The following is a 21,251-nucleotide window of genomic DNA, read 5'->3' as shown; positions in this document are numbered from 1 at the left end:
AAGCGTATCCGCGGCACCCGCCGCATTATCACCTCATGCAGAAGTCAGAAGCTTAGGCTTCCGGCTTCATCAAGGGGAAGAGAATAGTCTCACGAATACCGGGCTGACGCACCACAGTACCCGGACGCTCCGGATCCTGATCGCCCGCCAGCAGCATAATCAGACGGTCGATGCCCAGACCCAGGCCACCCATCGGGGGTGCACCGTGCTCCAGGGCGCGCAGGAAGTCCTCATCCAGCTCCATCGCCTCATCGTCACCGGCAGCAGCCAGCAGCGACTGAGCGGTCAGGCGCTCACGCTGAATGACCGGGTCAATCAGCTCGGAGAACGCGGTACCGCGCTCCATACCGCCAATAATCAGGTCCCACGCCTCAATCAGCGGCTCACCGGAACGGTGCGGACGCGCCAGCGGCTGAGCGCTCGGCGGGTAATCGTACACGAAAGTCGGGTTCACCAGGGTCGGCTCAACAATCTCACCGAAGAGCTCGGTCACCAGCTTCTCAGCGTCCCACTTCGGGTCGATGTCCACCTCATGCTTTTCAGCAATCTCACGCAGAACCGAAGCGTCAGTCTCGGGGGTGATCTCAACGCCCACAGCCTCAGACAGACCCGGGTACACGCCAACCCACTTCCACTCACCGAACAGGTCAATGGTGCCGTTCTCAGTCTCAATACGCTCGGTACCGACAGCCTTCGCGCAGCTCTGGATAATCTCCTTCATGCGCTCAGCCATCACGAACTGATCAGCATAGGTCTCGTAGCACTCCAGGGTGGTGAACTCGGGGCTGTGGGTCGAGTCCACGCCCTCGTTACGGAACACGCGGCCAATCTCGTACACGCGGTCAATGCCACCAACCACTGCACGCTTGAGCGGCAGCTCAGTCGCAATACGCATGGTCATCGGCTGGTCAAAAGCGTTCAGGTGGGTACGGAACGGGCGAGCCGTCGCGCCACCGTGCACCAGCTGCAGAACGGGGGTCTCAACCTCAATGTAGCCGTGATCTTCCAGCACGCGGCGGACGGTGCGGGTAATCAGGGCGCGCTTCTTCACCAGCTCGCGAGCCTCCTCGCGAACCATCAGGTCCAGGTAACGCTGGCGAACGCGGGTTTCCTCGTTCAGGTCCTTGTGCAGAACCGGCATGGGGCGCAGCGCCTTCGACGCCATCTTCCAGTCGGTCACCATGATGGACAGCTCACCGCGGCGAGAAACAATCACGCGGCCGGTCACGAACACGTGGTCACCCAGATCAACCAGGGACTTCCACTCAGACAGGGACTCCTCGCCAACCTCAGCCAGCGACAGCATCGCCTGGATGCGCTTACCCTCGGTACCACCCTGCAGGGTCGCAAAGCACAGCTTACCGGTGTTACGGACGAACACCACGCGGCCACCAACATGCACCACACGGTCAGTCTCGTCGCCAGCCTTCAGCTCCTCAGCAGCCAGCTTCGGATCGTACTCGGCGCGCAAATCCTCAATGTGGTTGGGCTCCACGCGATTACCCTCAGAATCCAGCAGACCCACCGGGTATGCCTCGCGACCCGACTCAATCAGCTTCGCACGCTTTTCCAGGCGAATCTGCATCTGCTCGGACATATCAGCAATCGCCGGTGCGGCAGTGTGCTCAGTGCTCACAGTGATACCTATCTGTGTAGTGTGTTGGGGACTCTTCTAAACGAACGAACGCTTAGCGCAGGTCCATGTTGTCAATCAGGCGGGTCGGTCCAACGAACGCAGCAACCAGTGCCAGCACTCGCTCCGACTCCTCAGTCGGCTCACCGAAAGTCATCGGGTCGACCAGTTCCAGGTAGTCAAGGCGCACGCCCGGAGTGGAGTTGATACGCTCACGCGCACCGTCCAAATCAATCTCGTGGAAGCCACGGTTCAGCGAATTCTCACGCAGCATCGCCAGGGTGCGGGACAGCACCAGGGCAGACTCGCGCTCCTCATCCGACAGGTAGCTATTACGCGAAGACAGCGCCAGGCCGTTATCTTCGCGAACAATCGCCACCGGGCGCATGGTCACGTCGTGGTTGAAATCGTGCACCATACGCTGAATCAGGATGTACTGCTGAGCGTCCTTCTGACCGAAGTACGCGTTCACCGGGTGGTTACCGGCTGCGGGGCGAATAATGTTGAAGAACTTATTGACCACGGCCAGCACGCCATCAAAGTGGCCCGGACGGGTCGCACCCTCAAACTTGGTGCCCAGCTCGCCGCTCGAAATGCGGATGAGCGGGTCACCGTCGGGATACATTTCCTCCACAGAAGGTGCGAAGATGATGCTCACGCCGGCGGCACCAGCCAGGGCAGCGTCTGCCTCCAGGGTGCGCGGGTATGCTTCGTAATCCTCGCCGGGGCCAAACTGCAGCGGGTTCACAAAAATGGAGGCGACCACTACATCATTCTGTTCAGTGGCGCGACGCAACAGGGTTGCGTGGCCGTCGTGCAGGGCGCCCATGGTGGGCACGTAGCCCAGGGATGCGTTCGTGTACTGAACTGCGGTGCCGTTCTGCTCCGCCTCCTGGCGGGCTGCCCGGTCCAGTTCTTCCTGCGCTGCGGCAAGGGATTCGGTGATTGCCGTGCGGAAATCCGCAATGGTGGTCACGACTCGGGGCATCGAAGTCTCAGTCATGACGAGAACTCCTTGTTTTCGGGGGCTGAATCATCAATATCGCCGGGGTGGTTGCGGTCCGAAGACTCACCCAGCAGATTCTCAATTCGTCCCAGTTGTTCATCGTTTAACAAACCTCTATTATGCGCTCTTTTTGCGGTTGCGTGTGCCAGAGCGGCATAAGAGTCTGTAATATCACCTGTTTTCTCATGCTCTGAGTACTCATTCAGAGCCTGAAGGTGAGCCTTCACGGTGCCTGCGTCTCCACGTGCCACGGGCCCGGTGAGAGCACCCTCACCGCTGGCGAGCGCATTGTCCACGGCGGCTCGCACGAGCGGCCCCATGTAGCGTTCCGGGTCCTCAATACCGATGGAGGTGAGCATCTGCTGGGACTGACCCAGGATGGTCACGAGGTGGTTCGCGGCGTGCGCTAGGGCTGCGTGGTAGAGCGCTCGGTCGGCCTCGGCAACGTGCACGGGTTCGCCGCCCATCTCCACCACGAGTGCCTGAGCAATCGGGATGAACGGTGCAGGCCCGGTCACTGCGAAGCAGGTGCCGTTCAGGCGCTGCAGGTCCATGGACATGCCGGTAAACGTCATGGCGGGGTGAATCGCCAAACCGATAGCGCCCAGCGCGGTCGCCGGTGCGAGAACCTCGGTGCCGTGACGGCCGGAGGTGTGCACCAGAATCTGACCGGCGGTAGTACTTCCCGAGGACGCCAGGTAGGTGACAAGGCCCGGCAGCTCGTCATCGGGAACCGCAAGAATCAGCAATTCGCTACGCTCAGCAATCTGCTCCACCGACAGCAGCGGCACATCGGGAAGCAGCATCGCGGCGCGCTCCTGGGAAGCCTCAGACACCGCGTGAACACCCACAATAGTGTGCTCGCAGGCGCGCAAAGCCGCACCGAGGACGGCTCCGACCCTCCCGGCGGAAATAATTCCAATGCCCAAACGCGCAGGTTTTGAATGCTGTATCACGGCTTTAAGTATATTCTCCCTTTCACGCCGACCTTGCCGCCGGTGTCACGAAGAACACCGACGGCAGAGCGCAATCTGTAGTTTTGCTGCCCGCTAGCCCGGCGGGGAATCTCAGCTGACGGGCTGGCTTAGGGACGCCCACTCATCACCGGTACGCGGTAGTAGGGCTCAATACCCTCCAACCGAACCGTCATCAACCACACCAGGTCCTTGCAGACGCGCGGCGGCAAGTGCATCATGAGCGTGCGCACCGGGCCGGGCACCGTACCGAAATGCACGCTCGCGCATCCGAAGGCACGCTGCAGCGGGCCCTGACCCCGGCTCACGCTCAGCACACGGCTGACCGGCACAATCGACAGCGTGCGGATAAAGTAGCCGCCACGAATCAGTAGCAGGTCACCTCGCGTATGCTCACCAACGCTCGAACGCGCCGCATCAGAATCAATACGGGTGGTCGCCTGCACCGAACCGGCAGTGTAACCGACCGTGGTCACGCCGTTACGCTTCCAGGTGAGCAGGTCCATCCAGCGCGCCGACGAAGGGGTCACAATCATTGCCGGAACCTGCGGCGTCTGACGCTTCAGCGAACCATCGGCGGTATCCAGCAGCACCTGCGCCTGCCCCTCATCCAGGGCGGGCAACAGCAGACGCAACACCATCAGCGTCTCCTGTTTGTTGCCGACCGGCAGGGCAACGTTGCGGGTCACCAGCTTCTGGTTGTCGTTCTTCTCAATACCAATACCGGCAATGGTCATCTTGATGCGGTACCAGCCAAACGCACGCCACAGAATGGACTGCTCCACGGCGAGTGCCTGAATACGCTCAACCATCACGTTCTGGGTGTGCGTGCCGGTGAAACCGTAACGCAGGGTCACGCCGCCCTGACCGCTGGGGGTGATTTTGAAGTTCGCGGCACCGTCAAAACGTGTCCAGAGGGCAACCACGTAACCAACCATGGGCGCGAACATACCGGGCAGCATCGCCATGAAAATGAGGAACGGGCTCTCGCCGGCCATGATTGCGGCAATGACCGCGGCACCGACCATGAGGGCCACGGCGGGCACCAGCCACACCAGGTGCTCCAGCATGATGGAGGCAATCAGACGCACATTCGAGATGCGGAAAATCGGCGGCTGCGAGGGGTCGGCCGCGACCGGCATCGGCATGCGAGCGCCGCGGCGGGATGCGACGGGTTGCTGGGGTGCAGACTGCTCGGGTGCGAGCTGCTGGGCACCCTGCTGAGGCGCTACCTGCTGGGTGCTGTTCTGTGCGGGCACACCATAGGGCGCCTCGTAAGATGCCTCGAACGGCTGGTGCAGCTGATCCGCATCCGGCATGCGCTCCGCCGAAATCTGCATGCTATCGGGCAGCACGTCGACCGGGCGGCCAGCCGCCTCCGAACGCAGCAGGTTAATACTCGCCATCGCGGTGCGGCGCAGAACCTCCGCCTTGCGGGCAGAAACGTACTTGATGTGCAGCGCCTCCGAAGAGCCGTCAGCCACCTCAAAACGAAGCTCCGACAGACCCAGCAGACGCGCCACCAGAGGACGCGAAATGTCCACGCTCTGCACGCTCTCCAGACGGATCGTGCGGTTCTTCTTGAACAGAAAACCGCTACGACGGTGAATCGCCAAATCGTCCAGGCTATAGCGGGTAAACCACCAGTCAATCGAGCCGCCAACCAGAATCAGCACAAGCACGGCGAAGCCGATAAGCTGCGAGTACGTTGCGCTGAAGTAGCTGTTGTTCTCGTCGAATACCTGCGTCAGGCGCGCGCCCCACTCGTTCGGCGGGGTGGTCAAAATATTCAGGATAATACTCTGGAAGAAACCAAACGCCAACAGAATAATGAACCAGAGGTTCATGATGAACGTGCGGATATCGGCACGCCACCACTTCTGCTCCTGCGGCGTCTGGGAGGCAGGAGGCTGCGGTGCCTGCGGCGCGGGGTTGGGCGGAACCGGGGTACTCATTAGAGTGCCGCCATTCGCTCATCGGCGCGGCGCACCAAATCCGCACGCAGCTCCTCCGCCACGTTCAGCGGAATACCGAACAGCACCATCGTGCCGGTGGTCGTACCCGCGGTGCGCACCGTCAGGCGGGCAACACCGCACATGCGCTCCAGCGGACCCGAATCCACATCAACATACTGGATGCGACCGTACGGCATGGAGCTCATCGAACGGAACACGATACCGCGGCGAGCCATCAGGTGATTCGACTCCAGCGCGTAGCCGAGCGCGCGAGTACGGCGCGGCGTGGTCAGAATCCACCACAGACCCCACAAACCAAACACCGCGACCACCACCAGGCCGACGATGCGTAGCGCCTCCGGGCCGCCGAAGAACGCGCCCGCACAATACACGGCAACACCCGCAAGAATCGGGAGCGCCAAGGCAGAAATAGTGTGAACAAAACGAACCGTCAGGTAGCCGGATGCGGCGGGCACCCACTGCGGGTCCGGCACGGCTTGCGCGGGAACCGACTGAGAGCTTACCGGCTGCGCGGGAACCGGCTGAGGCGCGTTCGGGTACGCGGCAGCGGGCGGAACCTGCTGACCGTGCTGTGTCTGTTGCCCATACTGCGCTTGCTGGTCATACGGGGTCTGCTGTCCATACGGGGCACCAGCCTGACCGTAGGGTTGCTGGTACTGCCCGTACTGGTTCTGCTGAGCAGGCTGGCTCTGACCATACTGACCCTGTTGGGCGTCCTGCCCGTACTGACCATTCGGCGAATAACTATTCTGGTTAGGAGCCGACATAGGTTCCTCCCTCTCGCGGCTTTACAGCACCGGAAGAGGAGGCCGCATCCTCATCATCCTCCGGCGGAATACGACAACAATGCTGAGCCCACAGGCCAGCAATCAGCAGGGCAACACTGCCCACACAATTAACAAGAACCTCCCAAAAGACCACCGAAAAACCGCGCACAGACACCATCGCCACATGGTAGCCAAGAATCGCAGCGCACCAGCCCGTCAAGAGGGCACCGGTCATGATGGAACCCTGCGCATACGCCACCGCACGCGCCGCAAGAATCGGACCCATATGGGGTACCTTCTCACGCGTCTGAATACGACGATAACGAGCCACCTGCACCCCCAGCCACACGGCGCCCGCCGCAACCAGCAGGCACACCGCGCCGAGCATCCACGAAAAATTCAGCTCACCAAAACCGGCGCCAATCATCACGGAATTCACCATAAGAGCGGCAGCGGCACCGCACACAGCCGCCACAATAATCGCCCGATAACTCAGGGGCTTCATGGTGTTTCCTTTCGGTAGGTTCCTCTACCTTCCAGAGTGCCACATTTAAGGCTGATCAGGTACCTGCATCTCACGCATATAGCTAATAGCGTCTTCATCCGCCCCAAGCAGCGTGCGGGACAGCTCCGCAACGTTCACGACCTCGCGGCTCAGCGGCGCAGGAACCTCATCCGGCCGCTCCCCCGAAGGCTCCGCACGCCGGGTCACCGTCAGGTACGCCTGCGGGTCCATCTGCGCCCACGGCACCAGCACAAAAGCACGCTCCTGCGCCCGCGGATGCGGCAAAGTCAGCACCGGATCCTCAGAGATCACGCCGTCATAGTCAATCACGTCAATATCGAGGGTGCGCGGTCCCCAACGCACCAGGCGCTCACGGTGATGTGCCGCCTCCACCGCATTACACAGTTTCAGCAGCTCGTAGGCGCCCAGGTCAGTGGCCACCTCAATGACCGCGTTCACAAAATCCGGCTGACCCGCCGGGCCACCCACCGGGGCGGTACGGTACAACCCGGAGGCGCGCACCAGCTGCACGCCGCCCGCCACCAGGTCGGCGACGGCACGCTCCAGGGTGTCTTCGCTTTCGCCCAGGTTCGAGCCCAACGCCAACACAGCGCGGTGTGTATATTCTGCTGCGCCCGCCACTAGCGGCCGCCCTCCACGACACGCTCCGCGGCGCGCTCACGGAACACGCTCACCGCAACGTTACCGAACGGCAACTCAATCGGCGCCTGCGGCTTCGATACGGTAATCTCCACCGCCTCCACAAGCTCAAACATCGCAAGGATACCCTCGGCAATGTTCACCGCAAGGGTCTCAATCAGGTCCAGCGAACCGTTCGTCACGTGGCGGTGAATCAGGTCAACCACGAGCGCGTAGTTCGTGGTCTTCGTCAGGTCATCCGTAGCGGCTGCGGCGGAAAAATCGCTGTACAGGGTCGCGTCCACGACGAAGGGCTGGCCGTCGCGCTTCTCAAAGTCGAGCACGCCGTGGTATCCCTTGGCGGTAATGCCGGTGAGGGTGATGCGGTCGTGGAGGGCGTAATCTGCCTGGGTCATTGGGGTCTCCTAGAGGGTATTCGGGTAGTCGGAGGTTGTGGGGTGGTGGTTCTAGCTGACAGAGCCTTAGCTTACGGAGCGCAGCGCGGAGGCGACCGTCACCGCATCCACGCTGGCGGGCACGTCATGCACGCGCACCGCCCACACGCCGCGCGCCGCCACCAGGGCGGTCACCGCCGCAGAGGCTGCCGCACGGTGCTGAGCCGGGCGCGGTTCCGACAGCGGCTGCCACAGTTCGCGTTCAGCCTCACCCGCATCGGTTGCGGTGAAGCCGCTCGCGTTCAGGCGCTCGGCCAGCGCCATATCCGCCGCGGTCAGAGCGTTGGCGATAAAACGCTTGCGGGAACCGGCAATGAGCAGGCGGTGGCCCAGGCCCTGTAGCTCGTCAATGGCGGCGAGCAGCTCCCAATCCTGCATGCCGCCCTTCGCGAAGCCCAGACCCGGGTCAAGAATCAGGTTCTGGGGCAGCACACCGGCGGCAAGGAAACGCTCACGCAGGCCGGTCAGCTCCTCCACAACCTCGGTGACCACGCCGCGCGGGTACTCCGCCAGGCTGTCCATGGTCTGGGAGGTGCCGCGGGCGTGCATGAGGATGTACGGCACCTGCAGTTCAGCGGCGGTTTCAATCATTTCATTGCTGACGTTCAGACCGGACACATCGTTAATGATGTGCGCACCGGCGGCAATGGCGGCGCGAGCGGTCTGCGGGTTCATGGTGTCCACGCTGATGGTGGTGCCCATCTGCGCGACTGCCTCGATGACGGGCAGGATGCGGCGCTGCTCCTCCTCCACGCTGATGCGCACGGCACCGGGGCGGGTGGACTCACCGCCAATGTCGATAATGGAGGCGCCCTCGGCAATCATGCGGGCGGCGCGGGCGATGGCGTCGGTGGCGGCGTAGTGCTGGCCGCCGTCGCTGATGGAGTCGGGGGTGACGTTGAGGATGCCCATCACGAGGGTGCGTTCGGCGGCGAGCGCGTCGCAGGGCAGGGGGGCTACACGGGTGGTGTGTGTGGATTCAGTCATGGGTTTATCGTACCGAATCTGCGGTGCGGTGGAGTTTGCCGCAGTGATTGACACAGTGATTGGGGTGGGGGTTGGGGTAGCTGTGGGGTCGATTCTGGGGACACGGCATGCAATACTTGCATTACAGATACTTATTTAAGGGTATGCTGGGAGGGCACGCATACCGTGCCGGGCGCGTTCCCGGTCGGTGGCGCGCACCCACACATACATACTCTAGGAAGTGACTCATTGTGAATATGAAGACTGGAGCTTGGATTCTCTCCCTGGTAGCTCTTGCCGCGCTGGTGACTATTGTGCTCGCTGAAGGTGTTCCTGCCGTGCGCTGGATTGCTTTCGGTACCGCGACCGGTTGCGGTTTCATTGCCGTGGGCTTGATCGTGACTCTTGCCCTGGGTTGGGATAATCCGAGCGAGGCGAAGGGTAGCTTGCAGCGTTAGCGGCGGGGCTCTTCTAGCTTCTGCGGTGCGGCATGATCGGCGCCGCCACGGCCGCGGAAGGTACCGGCTCAGAACACATTCTCGGAGCACTTTGGCGATGCGAAAAGGGGGCGGAGGTTTTCACCTCCGCCCCTTTCAGCGTGTCCATAAGCTGTGAAGATTTTAGCTCCACAAACGGGTTTCTTCCCAACCTTGGGGTATACCCATAGCCCGCGATACATCAACCCCAGGAACGGAAATATCAGGACGTTCCTTCAGGATCTGCGTCAAAGATTCCGTATCCCCAACTCCACCCTGATCCATCAGATATTTGAGGAGAGTGAGCATTCCGAAAGTCTTACGCATTTTATGGTTCTCTTCACGTTGAGGAACCCCGAACAGGTCAATAACCTCACGGATTTCAGGGCTCTCAACTCTTCTACCGGATGTTGCCCTCGGTAGAAGAACTTTGGAATGCACCCTGTTATACAGTCGTGCCTGATGTGCGCAGATATTCCGAATCCCTCTCAACGAACGTATCCAGCTTCCAAGCTGCGGATCGGTACAGTTCATATCCTGCGCTATCTGACGGCGAACTCGTCGCGGAGAAATCATATATAGAGTCTGTAAGGCTCCCAAATCTAGAACCTCTACCAGCACCCAAACAGGGACTTTACCATCGTATTGTTCTATGTGATGTACAGCGAAATCTTCCTTAGAACGCTGAAGAGAGTCACCACAAATCCGAACAAACTTATTCCAGATTTCTCTCCTTGCAGGAGCTACATCTAGTAGATTTTCCTTCTCGTGAATTAGCGGGTCAATCTCTCCCAGTAAATACCCCAGCCTAGCTCGTAGGTACACTTCAAGCTGGGATAAATGCGGAAGTGCAATAGAACGCAAACGCCGGTCGTACTCATAAGGAGCTACAACGTCGTCAAAACGTACCCCTTCTCTAAACTGGTCAACCGGGGTAGTCTCTCCAGAGGCATCACGCTCAGTCTGGCGTAGGGCATGCCAATATCCGCTAAGACGGTAGTAATTAACCTTGGCGAGGGATTCAATCGCTTCTTCACGATTTTCTATCGCCATCCCTCGCCCTTCGAGTATGGCTAGTTGCTCACCGTAGCTTTTAAAATCTTTAACTTCCCGCACCGTAACAAGACCCGAATCTACTGAAGATAAAAAAGAAGACCGGCCCTGTACTCCTTCAGAATTCTCAATCATTCATCAGGCAGTGGTGCCGGTTCTAGTAGTAACAACTTTACAATCACTAATGCTCTTCACGCAAGGGCCCTCGTCATACAGCCGTCTACAGCCCAACAAATGCGACCGCACAGCGCAGGGGCAGGATTCCTTAGAATCCTGCCCCCTGTCGCATAGCTATATGCTCATTCCGATGCTTAGCGCTGCGAGAAGATCAGGCTCATCGCCTCCGCACGGGTTGCGCCGTTCATCAGCGCACCGCGCACCGCGCTGGTCACGGTCTTCGCGCCCGGCTTACGCACACCGCGCATCGACATGCACATGTGCTCAGCCTCAATCACCACAATCGCACCGCGCGGGTTCAGGTGCTCCTCCAGAGCCTCCACCACCTGCGTAGTCAGACGCTCCTGCACCTGCGGGCGGCGAGCGTACAGATCCACCACGCGGGCGAGCTTGCTCAGACCGGTCACCTTACCGTCCGGGCCCGGAATGTAACCCACATGCGCCACACCGTGGAACGGCACCAGGTGGTGCTCACAGGTCGAGTAGAACGGGATGTCCTTCACCAGCACCATCTCAGAGTGGGCGATGTCGAAGGTCGTACCCAGAATCTCGCCGGCATCCTGGTGCAGGCCCGAGAAGAACTCCGCGTAGGCACGCGCCACACGTGCAGGGGTCTGCTGCAGGCCGTCACGGTCCGGGTCCTCACCAATCGCGAGCAGAATCTCACGGACGGCAGCCTCAATACGCGGCTGGTCGACGGCGTTCTTAGCCTCGCTCATTCTCTGCTCCATTCTGATTCGGGGTGCCGCTCTCCGGGCGCTGCGCCGGAGGGGCGGGGTAGTTCGGGTACTGCTGGGTGGGCATTGCGACGGTCGGGTCGGCATCCGGGTTGGTGAGGGGCACCTGAGGCGGCAACGGCTGCGTAGGTGCTACCGGGGCCTGCTGCACGGGTGCAGCCGGTGCTACCGGAACAGTAGGTGCCGTAGCAGGAGCTGCCGGTGCAGCGGCAGGTGCTTCCTCAGCCTTCTGCGCCTCCTGAGCCAGCTCGCTCGGTGCCTTCACCGGCGGGATGTCGGTACGCTCGCGGGTCGGCTTGGAGTACCAGTGCTCACGCTCGGGGCGCTTGCGAACATCCTTGAAGATTTCGGCAATCTCGTTCTCGAGCAGGGTTTCCTTCTCGAGCAGGGCGAACGCCAGGCGGTCCAGAATATCGCGGTTTTCCAGCAGAATCTGGAATGCCTCATCGTGTGCCTGCTCCAGCAGGGCGCGAATCTCAGCGTCGACCTTTGCCGCGGTCTCGTCGGAGTAGTTGCGTGCCGAAGCGCCGCCGCCACCGAGGAACGGTTCGGTGTCTTCGCCGCCGAGCTTCACGGAACCAATCACGGCGCTCATGCCGTAGTCGGTGACCATCTTGCGGGCGGTGTCGGTTGCCTTCTGAATGTCGTTAGATGCACCGGTGGACGGGTCGTGGAAGACGATCTCCTCAGCCGCACGGCCACCCATCGCGTACGCCATCTGGTCGAGCAGTTCGTGGCGGGTCGTGGAGTACTTGTCGTCCTGCGGCATGACCATGGTGTAACCCAGGGCGCGACCGCGCGGAAGAATCGTAATCTTGGTGACCGGCGCGGAGTTACGCAGTGCCGCCGCGACCAGGGCGTGACCGCCCTCGTGGTATGCGGTGACCTTACGCTCGTGCTCGTTCATGATGCGCGAGGAACGCTGCGGACCAGCCATGACGCGGTCGATTGCCTCGTCGATAGCGCGGTCGTCAATCACGTTGCCGTTATCGCGGGCGGTCAGCAGAGCCGCCTCATTCATGACGTTCGCCAGGTCAGCACCGGTGAAGCCGGGGGTGCGCTTAGCAACCTGTGCCAGGTCAACGGTGTTAGCGATCGGCTTGCCTGCGGCGTGAACGCGCAGGATGTGTTCGCGGCCCTGCATGTCGGGGGCGTCCACACCAATCTGACGGTCAAAACGGCCGGGACGCAGCAGCGCCGGGTCCAGAACGTCGGGTCGGTTCGTTGCCGCAATGACGATGACGTTCGAGTTGCCGTCGAAGCCGTCCATCTCAACCAGCAGCTGGTTCAGGGTCTGCTCACGCTCGTCATTACCGCCGCCCATGCCGACGCCGCGGCGGCGGCCAACAGCGTCAATCTCGTCGACGAAGACGATGGCGGCGGGGTCGCTCTTCGCTTCCTTGAACAAGTCGCGCACGCGGGACGCACCCACACCCACAAACATTTCAACGAAGTCAGAGCCAGAAATCGAGTAGAACGGCACGCCAGCCTCGCCCGCCACAGCCTTGGCGAGCAGGGTCTTACCGGTGCCGGGAGGGCCGTACAGCAGCACGCCCTTGGGAATCTTTGCACCCAGGCGGGTGAACTTTTCGGGTTCAGCCAGGAACTCGCGGACTTCTTCCAGCTCGGCGAGCGCCTCGTCCACGCCGGCGACGTCGCTGAAGCGGACTTCCGGCTTGTCCTTGGTGAATTTCTTCGCGCGGGACTTGGAGAAGCTCATGACGGAGGAGCCGCCTCCGACTCGTCCCATCAGGAACCAGAAGAGCACACCAAAGAGCAGAATCGGCAGAAGCAGGGACATCAGGGAGCCCAGGAAGCTGTGCTCAACGGGCTGGTCCGTGTAGCTTTCCAGCTCGGCGGATTCCATTGCCTTAGCAACTTCGTCGCCGCGGGGCTGCACGTAGTAGAAGCGCACCGACTTACCGTAGTTGTCGTTGCCCTTCTTGTAGTCGTCCTTTAGCTGCAGCTCGACGCGCTGGTCGCCGTCGTAGATCTTTGCGCTCTTGACCTGGTGGTCGTTGAGCAGCTGAAGACCCACGTTGGTGTCCACCTGACGCGAGGGCTGAGTGAAGAAGGAGGCCATGAGGAAAGCCAGCATGATTACGAGAGCTGCACCCGGCCAGAACCAGGGGCCGTTAATCAGCTTCTTCAGGAAGCCCTCCGAGCCTTTCTGCGGAGTATTGGGGTTTTGCGCCAATGCTTTGTCCTTACGTTGCGGCTGTAACCCGTTGGGGTGCGGCATGCCTGCCGGAACACCCAACGGTGCAACCTTAAATGTACCCTACCCCGGCGGGCGGCTAGGTACCGGGCTTCTCTATTTCACCTGCGGGCTAAAGGGTTGTAGCACTCGGCGGGGGTGAAAGTGCATCTTCTTCGCCGGGTATCTGCGGCGGCTGGTACACCGGCGGCGGCCCGTCTTGGCGGATGCGCCTCCCGCCTCCACGTACATCCACCGGCGGGTACAGCAACGCCCCGCTCCCCCACAAGAGTGAGGAGGCGGGGCGTAACTACCTACAGTATGGTTGCTGAGGTGAAGGCTTAGGAGTAAACGTGCGGGTGCAGGGTTGCGACGCAGTCCAGGTTGCGGTACTTCTCAGCGAAGTCCAGGCCGTAACCAACGACGAACTCGGGCTCGATGTCCCAGCCGACGTACTTGACCTCAACGTCAGCCTTGACGACCTTGGGCTTGCGCAGCAGGGTGCAAATCTCAACGGAAGCTGCGCCGCGAGAAATCAGGTTCTGCTGCAGCCATGCCAGGGTCAGGCCGGAGTCAATGATGTCTTCAACGATCAGGACGTTGCGGCCCACCAGGTCGGTGTCCAGGTCCTTGAGGATACGCACAACGCCGGAGGACTTGGTGCCGGAACCGTAAGAAGAAACAGCCATCCAATCCATGGTGTAGTGGCCCTTGAGAGCGCGGGAAAGGTCAGCCATGATCATGATGGCGCCCTTGAGAACACCCACCAACAGCACGTCCTTACCGGCGTAGTCTTCGTCGATGCGCGCCGCCAGTTCGGCGACCTTCGCATTAATCTCTTCCTTGCTGAAGAGAACGTTCTTGATATCGTCCTGCACGTCGATAGCCTGCACGATGTATTCCTTCGTATTCTTTTAGACGCTCTGCGCCTCCGCCGGGGCCCCGGGTGAGGGGTTTCATGCCTTCCCACAGCGGACAATGTGGATGGTGTTCGCCTTAAGTATGGCTTAAAACGGCGCCGCGGCGCACCTCACCACGCAGATAGTGTGTGCTGAGGGGGCTCCGCGGGCACCTAGCTGGGCACCTAGTTAGGGTCGAGTTGGCACTAATACGAGCACGTCCAGGCGTTCAGCGGTTGCCGGATGCACAATTTTGCGGCGACGGTACGCGCTCACGTGACCGGGCATCTGAACGGGCCCAGCTATCGCGTATTCGGCGGTGAAAGAGTCCAGCGCCTGCAGTCGCTCGAAGCCCGGGTTCTCTCCCCCGGCGGTCTTGCAGGCGGTCGCAAGCACACGCAATCGAAGCGCCGGGTGCAGCGCCGCCACCTGCGCACGGTCCAGCAGCACGGCGTCCTCACGTTCGATGCCGCGCACGGCGGTTCCGGTGGGTAGGAGCGCCTGCTTGTAGGCTGCCTGTGCCTGCTCGTCGAGGTATTCGGCGTCGGGGCCAGCTACGGAGGCGGTGCGCGCCAGGGAGCGGGCGACGTCCCCGCCGAGGTGCTCTTCCAGGTAGGGCAGCACGCTGTGGCGGATGCGGGCACGCATGAGGGTTTCGTCGGCGTTGGTCGGGTCGATCCAGGGGGTGAGGGTTTCGGCGTCGCAGATGTCGAGCATGTCGGTGCGGCGCAGGCCGAGGAAGGGGCGCAGGTAGGTGACACCCTCTTCGACGCGCACGGGCGGCATACCGGCAAGGGAGCGCGTGCCGGAGCCACGGCTTAGGCCGAGTAGCACGGTTTCTGCCTGGTCGTCGAGGGTGTGGCCGAGCAGTACGGCGCGGGCGCCGGTCGCCTCAACGGCTTTCGTGAAGGCGGTGTAGCGGGCGGTGCGCGCCGCCATTTCGGGGCCCATGTTCCCGACGGGAACCTGCACTTTTTCGGTGATGACGGGGTGAAGCCCCAGGTCGGTGAGGGTCTGCGCGGTCTGCGCGGCGACCGCGGCGGAGTCTTCTTGTAGGCCGTGGTCGACGATGATGGCGCCTACGCGTACGTCGCCGCGGCGGGCGAAGTGCGCGGCGATGGCCGCCAGCGCGAGGGAGTCGGGGCCGCCACTGCAGGCGACCAGGAGCAGGGGCAGGTCGGCGGCGTCCGCGGTGGAGGCGGTGCGGGAGCGTCCGGTGGCTTTGATGCTTCCGGCGCCGAGGAGCTTTTCGAGGGCGGCGGCGAGGTGGCGGCGGGCAGTGCCGACGGCGGGGTGCAGGCGTCCTGCGCGTCCATTCTGCATGGTGGTTCCTTTATAGAAATTGCGAAGTATCTATGTAGATAGATACTTCACGAGGAGAATTTAGAAATAACGAAGGCTCAAGAAGTCAGGAGCCTTAGGAGCGCGTATGAAGGTACTCTTCAAACTCGTCCTGGCGGCGTTCCAACTCTTTCTGCATGGCCTTAAACGGTGAGGCATTCGAGTTGAAAACATATCCCGGGGCGGCTCGGTCTGTGGGCCAGCGAACTGCTCGAGCCGCTTTGAGAGCACGCGTTAGAGCGTCTTTCTGCACCTTAGGCGGAAGACCGATAGTCTCTGCGAGAGCAAGCCAATCGTCAACAGTAATCTTCCAATCTTCGGGCGGCGAACCGTCACCGGGATTCGAATTATCTTTTCCATTGACGCTAAGCGCCATGGATAGAGATTTAATGTGCACGAGCGAACAGGGGATGTCGTAGATAGGAGCTACTTCCCATCCACGGCGTCCCTTGAGGAGCGAGATATTTTTTGCGTGCAGGTCCCCATTGCCGGTCAGCCAAGCGTAGAGAAAATGCATGTAAAGATTCCTGCGGGCAATAGCAGGGGAAGCAGCAAGCTTCACCATTGCTTGAATGACACTTTCTGTTGTCACAGCAGGATTATCTTCCGTGTATTTCTCACCCGAAGGAACACCCAAAATCTGTGCGCCATCCTCCATAGCGATGCGTCCCCCAGAGGGTGTTCGGTCGAAACGGGAGACCATCAAACCTGATACGCCGTCTCGATCATAGACAAGCTCATGCTGAGCTACAGGAATCCCCATGAGTGCAGCCGCCGTGAGGTGGGCAGCTTCGTTTTCCACGAGCCCGGGCATGCGTTGCGGGCTGATTTTCAGAAGCGCGTCGTAGCCAGCGCCCGTCCAATGCACGGGCAGGGTTTTCATGACGGCACTCAGCTTTTCTTGAACGCCAGGCAGTCCTCGACGGTCAACCGTGCCCATAAGTTCCGCAAAGGAAACGACCTCAGGGTTGTTCACCAATGCGGCAGGGGCGGTGTACAGTTCCCGCCCGTGCTCAATAATTTGCACATCGCCTGGAACGTCAGAACCAATCACCAGCAATAAGCCCAGAGTGTTATTTTTGCTGATTTTTTTCTCGGAACTAACGACGTCGAGCCTATAGCCTTCGGGCAAAAGATTCTGAAAGAAAGGAGGAATTGATTCTGCGGTATATTCCGCGTTTAAAGGCAGGCTCGTGGCAATTGCCGGGCCTTCATAATCTGCCCGGTAAGTGAAATGAATCAGCCCGTTGGCGTCTCGCCTCAAATATGCGGCGAGAACACCATCTTTATAGACATCTGCCATAAGTTCATCTGTCATGGCTTTTCTCCAGGTTCTGTTTTCTATCGCAGTGTGCGGGAGGGGTTAGGTGAGGGGGTTGGTGATGGCCAGCTCGATGCCGAGCTCTTGGGCGACCTTGAGGACCGCACCAATTGATGGGCCGGGTAGCCCACGCTCAATATCGCGGATTGTTTTATCGCTGAGCCCGACCATCCATGCCAACTCCATTTGGGTGATTTTTTCGTACTTGCGGACGGCGCGAACCTGCGCACCAAATTCTTGCGCGAACCCCGTTGCGTCGAATGCCATGGGGGGTTTCCTCCTCACCGCTACAGAACCTCAGGTTATACGAACTATTCTTCGTAATATGCCCATATTAGCACTCCCAGGGGTGCCCTGGGGCTGTTTTCCGAAGAATAGTTCGGTCGCACACACCATTCCCGGAACCTCCGAACACAATCAAGGAGCACATCAAAAGGGGGCGTGCCCACCGCCTCCAGCACGCACAAAAAATCGCACGAACCAGACGCGGAGAACACGCCCCCAGCAAGCCCTCCCGCTCACCTACCGCTATGACAGCGACTGCAGACGAGCCACAATCGGTGCCAGCTCCTCATGACTGTCCAGAATCATAAGAGGAATAAAAATAGTGCGGTGCGAAGCGAAGTAGAAATCCGGCACCCTGTAGGCGTCCCATGTCACGTAATCGGCGCTGGGGTAGTTGAAGTTCATAGGCAGGTCATAATCCTCCCGCTTCGCCATTGCATGCTGGTACGCCCAGCTCATTGCTCGGTGCAACTCACTACCCCGCTTAATGGGGGCAAAACGCTTCTTATATCGTGCAGCATTCGCCTTACCCAGGGGCTCCAGAGTTACCTTGGGGCTACCCGCAGCACGATAAAGGAAGGTAAAGTAGGCGCCACGGCTCGCCGGAGTATCGTAGTGGAAGGAGCCGTCAGACCAACCGGTGGTCAAACCCACGCGGGTTGCCCAGATAGCAACCTTATAGCGCGCATCGCCCGGAGTTAGGTCGGTGTACGGGGACTTCTCCGGCAGGTTCTTCACCTCGGGTGAGCCAGCCAGCTGGTACAGGTACTCCAGCAAGCGACCACGCGAAATGGTCATGACCTCATTCGGCAGGGACCACTCATCGATGTTATACAGCTCAGCAACCTGATCCTTCGTAATCAGGCCGACACACTCCGCCCACTGCCAACTGTTCATAGCGTTCCTGCCGTATTCGCCGTACATTTCGAAACAGTTGACATTAGCCTTGGGTTCTTCAGTAGGCGGTGCAGGTTTCGGATCAATATGCGCAGCCTGGGCCACGCCCTGACCCATGAAGCCCATAGCCAGTGCCAACAGTGCCGCCGCGCCCCGGGTTGAAAGGGTTTTCTTCATTTTTCTATCCTCGGTGAAAGGTGTGAGATTGGAAGAAGAGTGAATTTCTTTGACCATACTCAGAACCTGCACCCTGCGCAATCAACTACACCTGGCGTGCAGGCGGATGCGGCGAAAGACACAACAAAAAGGGGGTGTGCCCACCGCCTCCAGCACGCACGAAAAATCGCACGAACCAGATGCAGGGAACACGCCCCCAGCAAGCCCTCCCGCTCACCTGCCGCTAGGACAGCGACTGCAGACGAGCCACAATCGGCGTCAGCTCTTCATGGTAATCAAGAATCGCGAGAGGGGTGAAAATAGTAGGGTACGAAGCGTAATAGAAATCCGGTATTTTATTGATTTCCCAGGTGTTGTACTCGGTGTAGCTAACACTCAACCAGACACTATCAAGGTTATCATCGGGCCTCCTTAAAGCATGCTGATAAACCCAACTCATTGCTCGATGCAACTCGCTCCCTTCCTTAATGGGAGCAGCACCCTTTTCCGTACGCACAGCATTCGCCGCATCCAGGGATTCCAAAGTCACCTTGGGGCTACCCGCAGCACGATAGAGGAAGGTAAAGTAGGCGCCACGGCTTGCCGGAGTATCGTAGTGGAAGGAACCATCAGACCAACCGGCGGTCAAACCCACGCGGGTCGCCCAGATAGCAACCTTATAGCGCGCATCGCCCGGAGTCAGGTCGGTGTACGGAGACTTCTCCGGCAGGTTCTTCACCTCGGGCGAACCCGCCAGATGGTACAGGTACTCCAGCAAGCGGCCACGCGAAATGGTCATGACCCCGTTCGGCAACTTATCTTCACGGGTTGTAGCCAGCCCAACAACCTGCTTCTTCGTAATCAGGCCGGTACACTCCGCCCAATCCAAACTGCCCATAGTGTTCTTGCCGTAATAGAAGTGCATGTCAAAACAATTAACATCAAATTCCAGCTCTTCAATAGGCTGTGCAGATTTCGGCTGAATGTATGCCGCCTGGGCTACACCCTGACCCATGTACCCCATAGCTAGTGCCAACAGTGCCGCCGCGCCGCGGGTCGAAAGGTTTTTCTTCATTTTCTATCCTCGGTGAAAGGTGTGAGAGTAGAAGAAGAGTGAATCCCTTTGAAGGTACTCAGGATTCACTCTCCGCGCAATTATTTCAGAATGATTAAACTTTTACGTCATTTTGACTATTCCGATTAATCTCATTATCTTGCGAGGTCCTATAGACCACAAAATTAATATCAATATAGAAATTGCCCCAGGGGACACTGCGATCTCTCCTAAAGAAAAGGTGCCGACCGTCATTCGAAGTCAATTTATTACCATCACGGGCATTACGCGATGAACCGGCCACAATACTAATATCATCCAGCTTATTCTCCAGATAAAACCCGTAACGCGAGGAACGCTGGCCAACTTTCGGATTAGCCGAACGCGGCGATACTAGGCGTGCTCCAGAAGCATTTCGTCCAATATACCAATTAGCTGCTTCATCAGTGCGTGCAGTTCCCTTAAGAATAAGTGAATTCTCGAGACTCGAGGACTCACCTAGACAATTCATAAACTGATTATCCTTGAAACCTACGACCCACCCGTGCCCGCCATTCTCCTGAGCGGTACATCCGATGAACATATTCCGTTCGCCAAAAATCGCCCACCCGGCACCAGACTTTCTGCGGTACTGATCTCTATCGTGATAAAGGTCGGAATTTGGCTTATTGCGAATAGCAAACCAGGCGGTACATGCCACAAATTTACATTGAGCTCCGTACACCTCAATTGCCCCATGATATCCGCCACCAAGATTGGCATCAGAGACCTCAACCATCACAAACTTATTATCCGCAGCTCCAGAGTTCAAACTCTCTGTTCTACGCTGAACATGACCCACCGGCTTTCCCACCAAGAGCCCTTGTCTGCGAGTTTTACGAATGCGGACCTTATCAACCTTCATAGCACGATCATGTTCACCCAGGATGGCAATTCCGATTGCCGTATCCCAGATTTCAATATTTGAAATAATAGGGGCAGCTTCAGGTTCATTAAAAATATCATATCTTGTATGAACAATAATGCCCGCAATATTATCCGGTATATAATTATCAGCAACGTGCTTACCCTGAGCAATTTGATACTCAAAAAATCCTTTACGAATATTAGGATTCAAAAGATTAAGATTGGCGGCACGAATAAACATATCCCGTACCCCAAAACGCATTGGTATATTTGTTCCCATATCACCCACAAAGGTATTGTATGACCCCATATGAAATACCCCCTGACACTCCATATCGTCACCATCAACATCTCTTAAAATCTTCGGGTTTTTATTAAACCCAATAATTTGTGTTGAGAATCCATGACCATACACCTCTACCCTATCCCTGAGATTAATAAAATCATTACTCACAAGATAGATTCCCGAAGGAATCTCGACAGAACCACCACCGGGAACAGCGGCCACCGAGTTAATGGCATTTTGAATTGCTGGTGCGGAATCCTTCGTACCGGTTGGGTCTGCACCAAAATCCAAAACATTCACATGCTTTGATTTACTATAATCAACCATATTGTATTCCTTTCTTAAGCCATGTAGTTCAAACGCATTCAAATAGTTTGAATGCCAACCCACCAATTTTCCCTGAATATCTATACATAAAGATGATTTGATGTTTAATTCTATTAAATCTGTACCAACCCCCTATCAATCATCTCTTTTTGCAGAGCAAGATTTCCCGAATCCACAACCCTGCGATTACCGGCTCTTCAGAGTTGAGTGTGGTTGGA

20 protein-coding genes are annotated in these 21,251 nt (G+C 58.8%); 1 reads left to right on the top strand and 19 read right to left on the bottom strand.

Annotated features, from left to right (window positions below; all coding sequences use genetic code 11):
* Nucleotides 1–52: 52 nt before the first annotated feature.
* From lysS to folP, 9 genes are all read right to left on the bottom strand, one after another.
* Nucleotides 53–1,636 carry a lysine--tRNA ligase gene (gene lysS / locus HMPREF2884_RS04745; RefSeq protein ID WP_080974502.1) on the bottom strand — a complete coding sequence of 528 codons (1,584 nt, stop codon included), beginning with the start codon at nucleotides 1,634–1,636 and terminating at the stop codon, nucleotides 53–55.
* Nucleotides 1,637–1,688: 52 nt separating this feature from the next.
* Entirely contained in the window at nucleotides 1,689–2,636 is a 948-nt protein-coding gene (panC, locus tag HMPREF2884_RS04740; protein WP_070616036.1) for a pantoate--beta-alanine ligase, read from the bottom strand.
* Nucleotides 2,633–3,595 carry a Rossmann-like and DUF2520 domain-containing protein gene (locus HMPREF2884_RS04735; RefSeq protein WP_070616033.1) on the bottom strand — a complete coding sequence of 321 codons (963 nt, stop codon included), beginning with the start codon at nucleotides 3,593–3,595 and terminating at the stop codon, nucleotides 2,633–2,635. Before HMPREF2884_RS04735 ends, panC begins: the two co-directional genes overlap by 4 nt.
* 128 nt (nucleotides 3,596–3,723) lie before the next feature.
* Nucleotides 3,724–5,568, bottom strand: a complete 1,845-nt coding sequence (locus tag HMPREF2884_RS04730; RefSeq protein WP_070616031.1) for a PH domain-containing protein — start codon at nucleotides 5,566–5,568, stop codon at nucleotides 3,724–3,726.
* Nucleotides 5,568–6,356, bottom strand: a complete 789-nt coding sequence (locus HMPREF2884_RS04725; protein WP_070616028.1) for a PH domain-containing protein — start codon at nucleotides 6,354–6,356, stop codon at nucleotides 5,568–5,570. Before HMPREF2884_RS04725 ends, HMPREF2884_RS04730 begins: the two co-directional genes overlap by 1 nt.
* Nucleotides 6,343–6,861: a DUF3180 domain-containing protein gene (locus tag HMPREF2884_RS04720; RefSeq protein ID WP_005507616.1), complete on the bottom strand. Its 519-nt coding sequence runs from the start codon at nucleotides 6,859–6,861 to the stop codon at nucleotides 6,343–6,345. The genes HMPREF2884_RS04725 and HMPREF2884_RS04720 overlap by 14 nt, the downstream gene beginning before the upstream one ends.
* A 45-nt stretch (nucleotides 6,862–6,906) precedes the next feature.
* Nucleotides 6,907–7,503 carry a 2-amino-4-hydroxy-6-hydroxymethyldihydropteridine diphosphokinase gene (gene folK, locus HMPREF2884_RS04715; protein WP_070616026.1) on the bottom strand — a complete coding sequence of 199 codons (597 nt, stop codon included), beginning with the start codon at nucleotides 7,501–7,503 and terminating at the stop codon, nucleotides 6,907–6,909.
* Nucleotides 7,503–7,916: a dihydroneopterin aldolase gene (gene folB, locus HMPREF2884_RS04710; RefSeq protein ID WP_070616024.1), complete on the bottom strand. Its 414-nt coding sequence runs from the start codon at nucleotides 7,914–7,916 to the stop codon at nucleotides 7,503–7,505. Before folB ends, folK begins: the two co-directional genes overlap by 1 nt.
* A gap of 66 nt (nucleotides 7,917–7,982) precedes the next feature.
* Entirely contained in the window at nucleotides 7,983–8,942 is a 960-nt protein-coding gene (folP, locus tag HMPREF2884_RS04705) for a dihydropteroate synthase (RefSeq protein WP_070616021.1), read from the bottom strand.
* Nucleotides 8,943–9,172: 230 nt separating this feature from the next.
* Between folP and HMPREF2884_RS04700 the strand changes: the two genes are divergently transcribed.
* Nucleotides 9,173–9,379 (top strand): hypothetical protein, encoded by a 207-nt coding sequence (locus HMPREF2884_RS04700; RefSeq protein ID WP_070616019.1) that lies wholly within the window; start codon nucleotides 9,173–9,175, stop codon nucleotides 9,377–9,379.
* A gap of 162 nt (nucleotides 9,380–9,541) precedes the next feature.
* Here HMPREF2884_RS04700 and HMPREF2884_RS04695 read toward each other — a convergent pair whose 3' ends face one another.
* The 10 genes from HMPREF2884_RS04695 to HMPREF2884_RS04650 form a co-directional block, all read right to left on the bottom strand.
* Entirely contained in the window at nucleotides 9,542–10,585 is a 1,044-nt protein-coding gene (locus tag HMPREF2884_RS04695; protein WP_083309677.1) for an Abi family protein, read from the bottom strand.
* Between the two features lie 176 nt (nucleotides 10,586–10,761).
* A complete protein-coding gene (folE, locus tag HMPREF2884_RS04690; protein ID WP_005507626.1) occupies nucleotides 10,762–11,346 on the bottom strand; it encodes a GTP cyclohydrolase I FolE in 585 nt (194 codons plus the stop codon).
* Nucleotides 11,333–13,561, bottom strand: coding sequence for an ATP-dependent zinc metalloprotease FtsH (gene ftsH / locus HMPREF2884_RS04685; protein WP_070616018.1), 2,229 nt, complete (start codon nucleotides 13,559–13,561; stop codon nucleotides 11,333–11,335). The genes folE and ftsH overlap by 14 nt, the downstream gene beginning before the upstream one ends.
* A 341-nt stretch (nucleotides 13,562–13,902) precedes the next feature.
* Nucleotides 13,903–14,454 carry a hypoxanthine phosphoribosyltransferase gene (hpt, locus tag HMPREF2884_RS04680; protein WP_005504342.1) on the bottom strand — a complete coding sequence of 184 codons (552 nt, stop codon included), beginning with the start codon at nucleotides 14,452–14,454 and terminating at the stop codon, nucleotides 13,903–13,905.
* Between the two features lie 195 nt (nucleotides 14,455–14,649).
* On the bottom strand, nucleotides 14,650–15,783 hold the full coding sequence (gene tilS / locus HMPREF2884_RS04675; protein ID WP_070616015.1) for a tRNA lysidine(34) synthetase TilS: 1,134 nt from the start codon (nucleotides 15,781–15,783) through the stop codon (nucleotides 14,650–14,652).
* A gap of 94 nt (nucleotides 15,784–15,877) precedes the next feature.
* The gene (locus HMPREF2884_RS04670) at nucleotides 15,878–17,119 is read right to left on the bottom strand and encodes a type II toxin-antitoxin system HipA family toxin (RefSeq protein WP_070616013.1); all 1,242 of its coding nucleotides are present in this window, start codon (nucleotides 17,117–17,119) and stop codon (nucleotides 15,878–15,880) included.
* A 45-nt stretch (nucleotides 17,120–17,164) separates the two neighbouring features.
* The gene (locus HMPREF2884_RS04665; RefSeq protein ID WP_005504337.1) at nucleotides 17,165–17,389 is read right to left on the bottom strand and encodes a helix-turn-helix domain-containing protein; all 225 of its coding nucleotides are present in this window, start codon (nucleotides 17,387–17,389) and stop codon (nucleotides 17,165–17,167) included.
* Nucleotides 17,390–17,650: 261 nt separating this feature from the next.
* Nucleotides 17,651–18,481, bottom strand: coding sequence for an S-layer homology domain-containing protein (locus HMPREF2884_RS04660; protein WP_070616011.1), 831 nt, complete (start codon nucleotides 18,479–18,481; stop codon nucleotides 17,651–17,653).
* 223 nt (nucleotides 18,482–18,704) lie between these two features.
* Nucleotides 18,705–19,535, bottom strand: coding sequence for an S-layer homology domain-containing protein (locus tag HMPREF2884_RS04655; RefSeq protein ID WP_070616009.1), 831 nt, complete (start codon nucleotides 19,533–19,535; stop codon nucleotides 18,705–18,707).
* Between the two features lie 94 nt (nucleotides 19,536–19,629).
* On the bottom strand, nucleotides 19,630–21,033 hold the full coding sequence (locus HMPREF2884_RS04650; protein WP_005507633.1) for a glycosyl hydrolase family 28-related protein: 1,404 nt from the start codon (nucleotides 21,031–21,033) through the stop codon (nucleotides 19,630–19,632).
* Nucleotides 21,034–21,251 lie beyond the last annotated feature (218 nt).

Origin of the sequence: Rothia sp. HMSC073B08, assembly GCF_001812975.1 — a bacterium.
GTDB lineage: Bacteria > Actinomycetota > Actinomycetes > Actinomycetales > Micrococcaceae > Rothia > Rothia mucilaginosa.
Note: the sequence above shows the minus strand (reverse complement) of the source record. Positions and strands in the feature narration are given on the sequence as shown.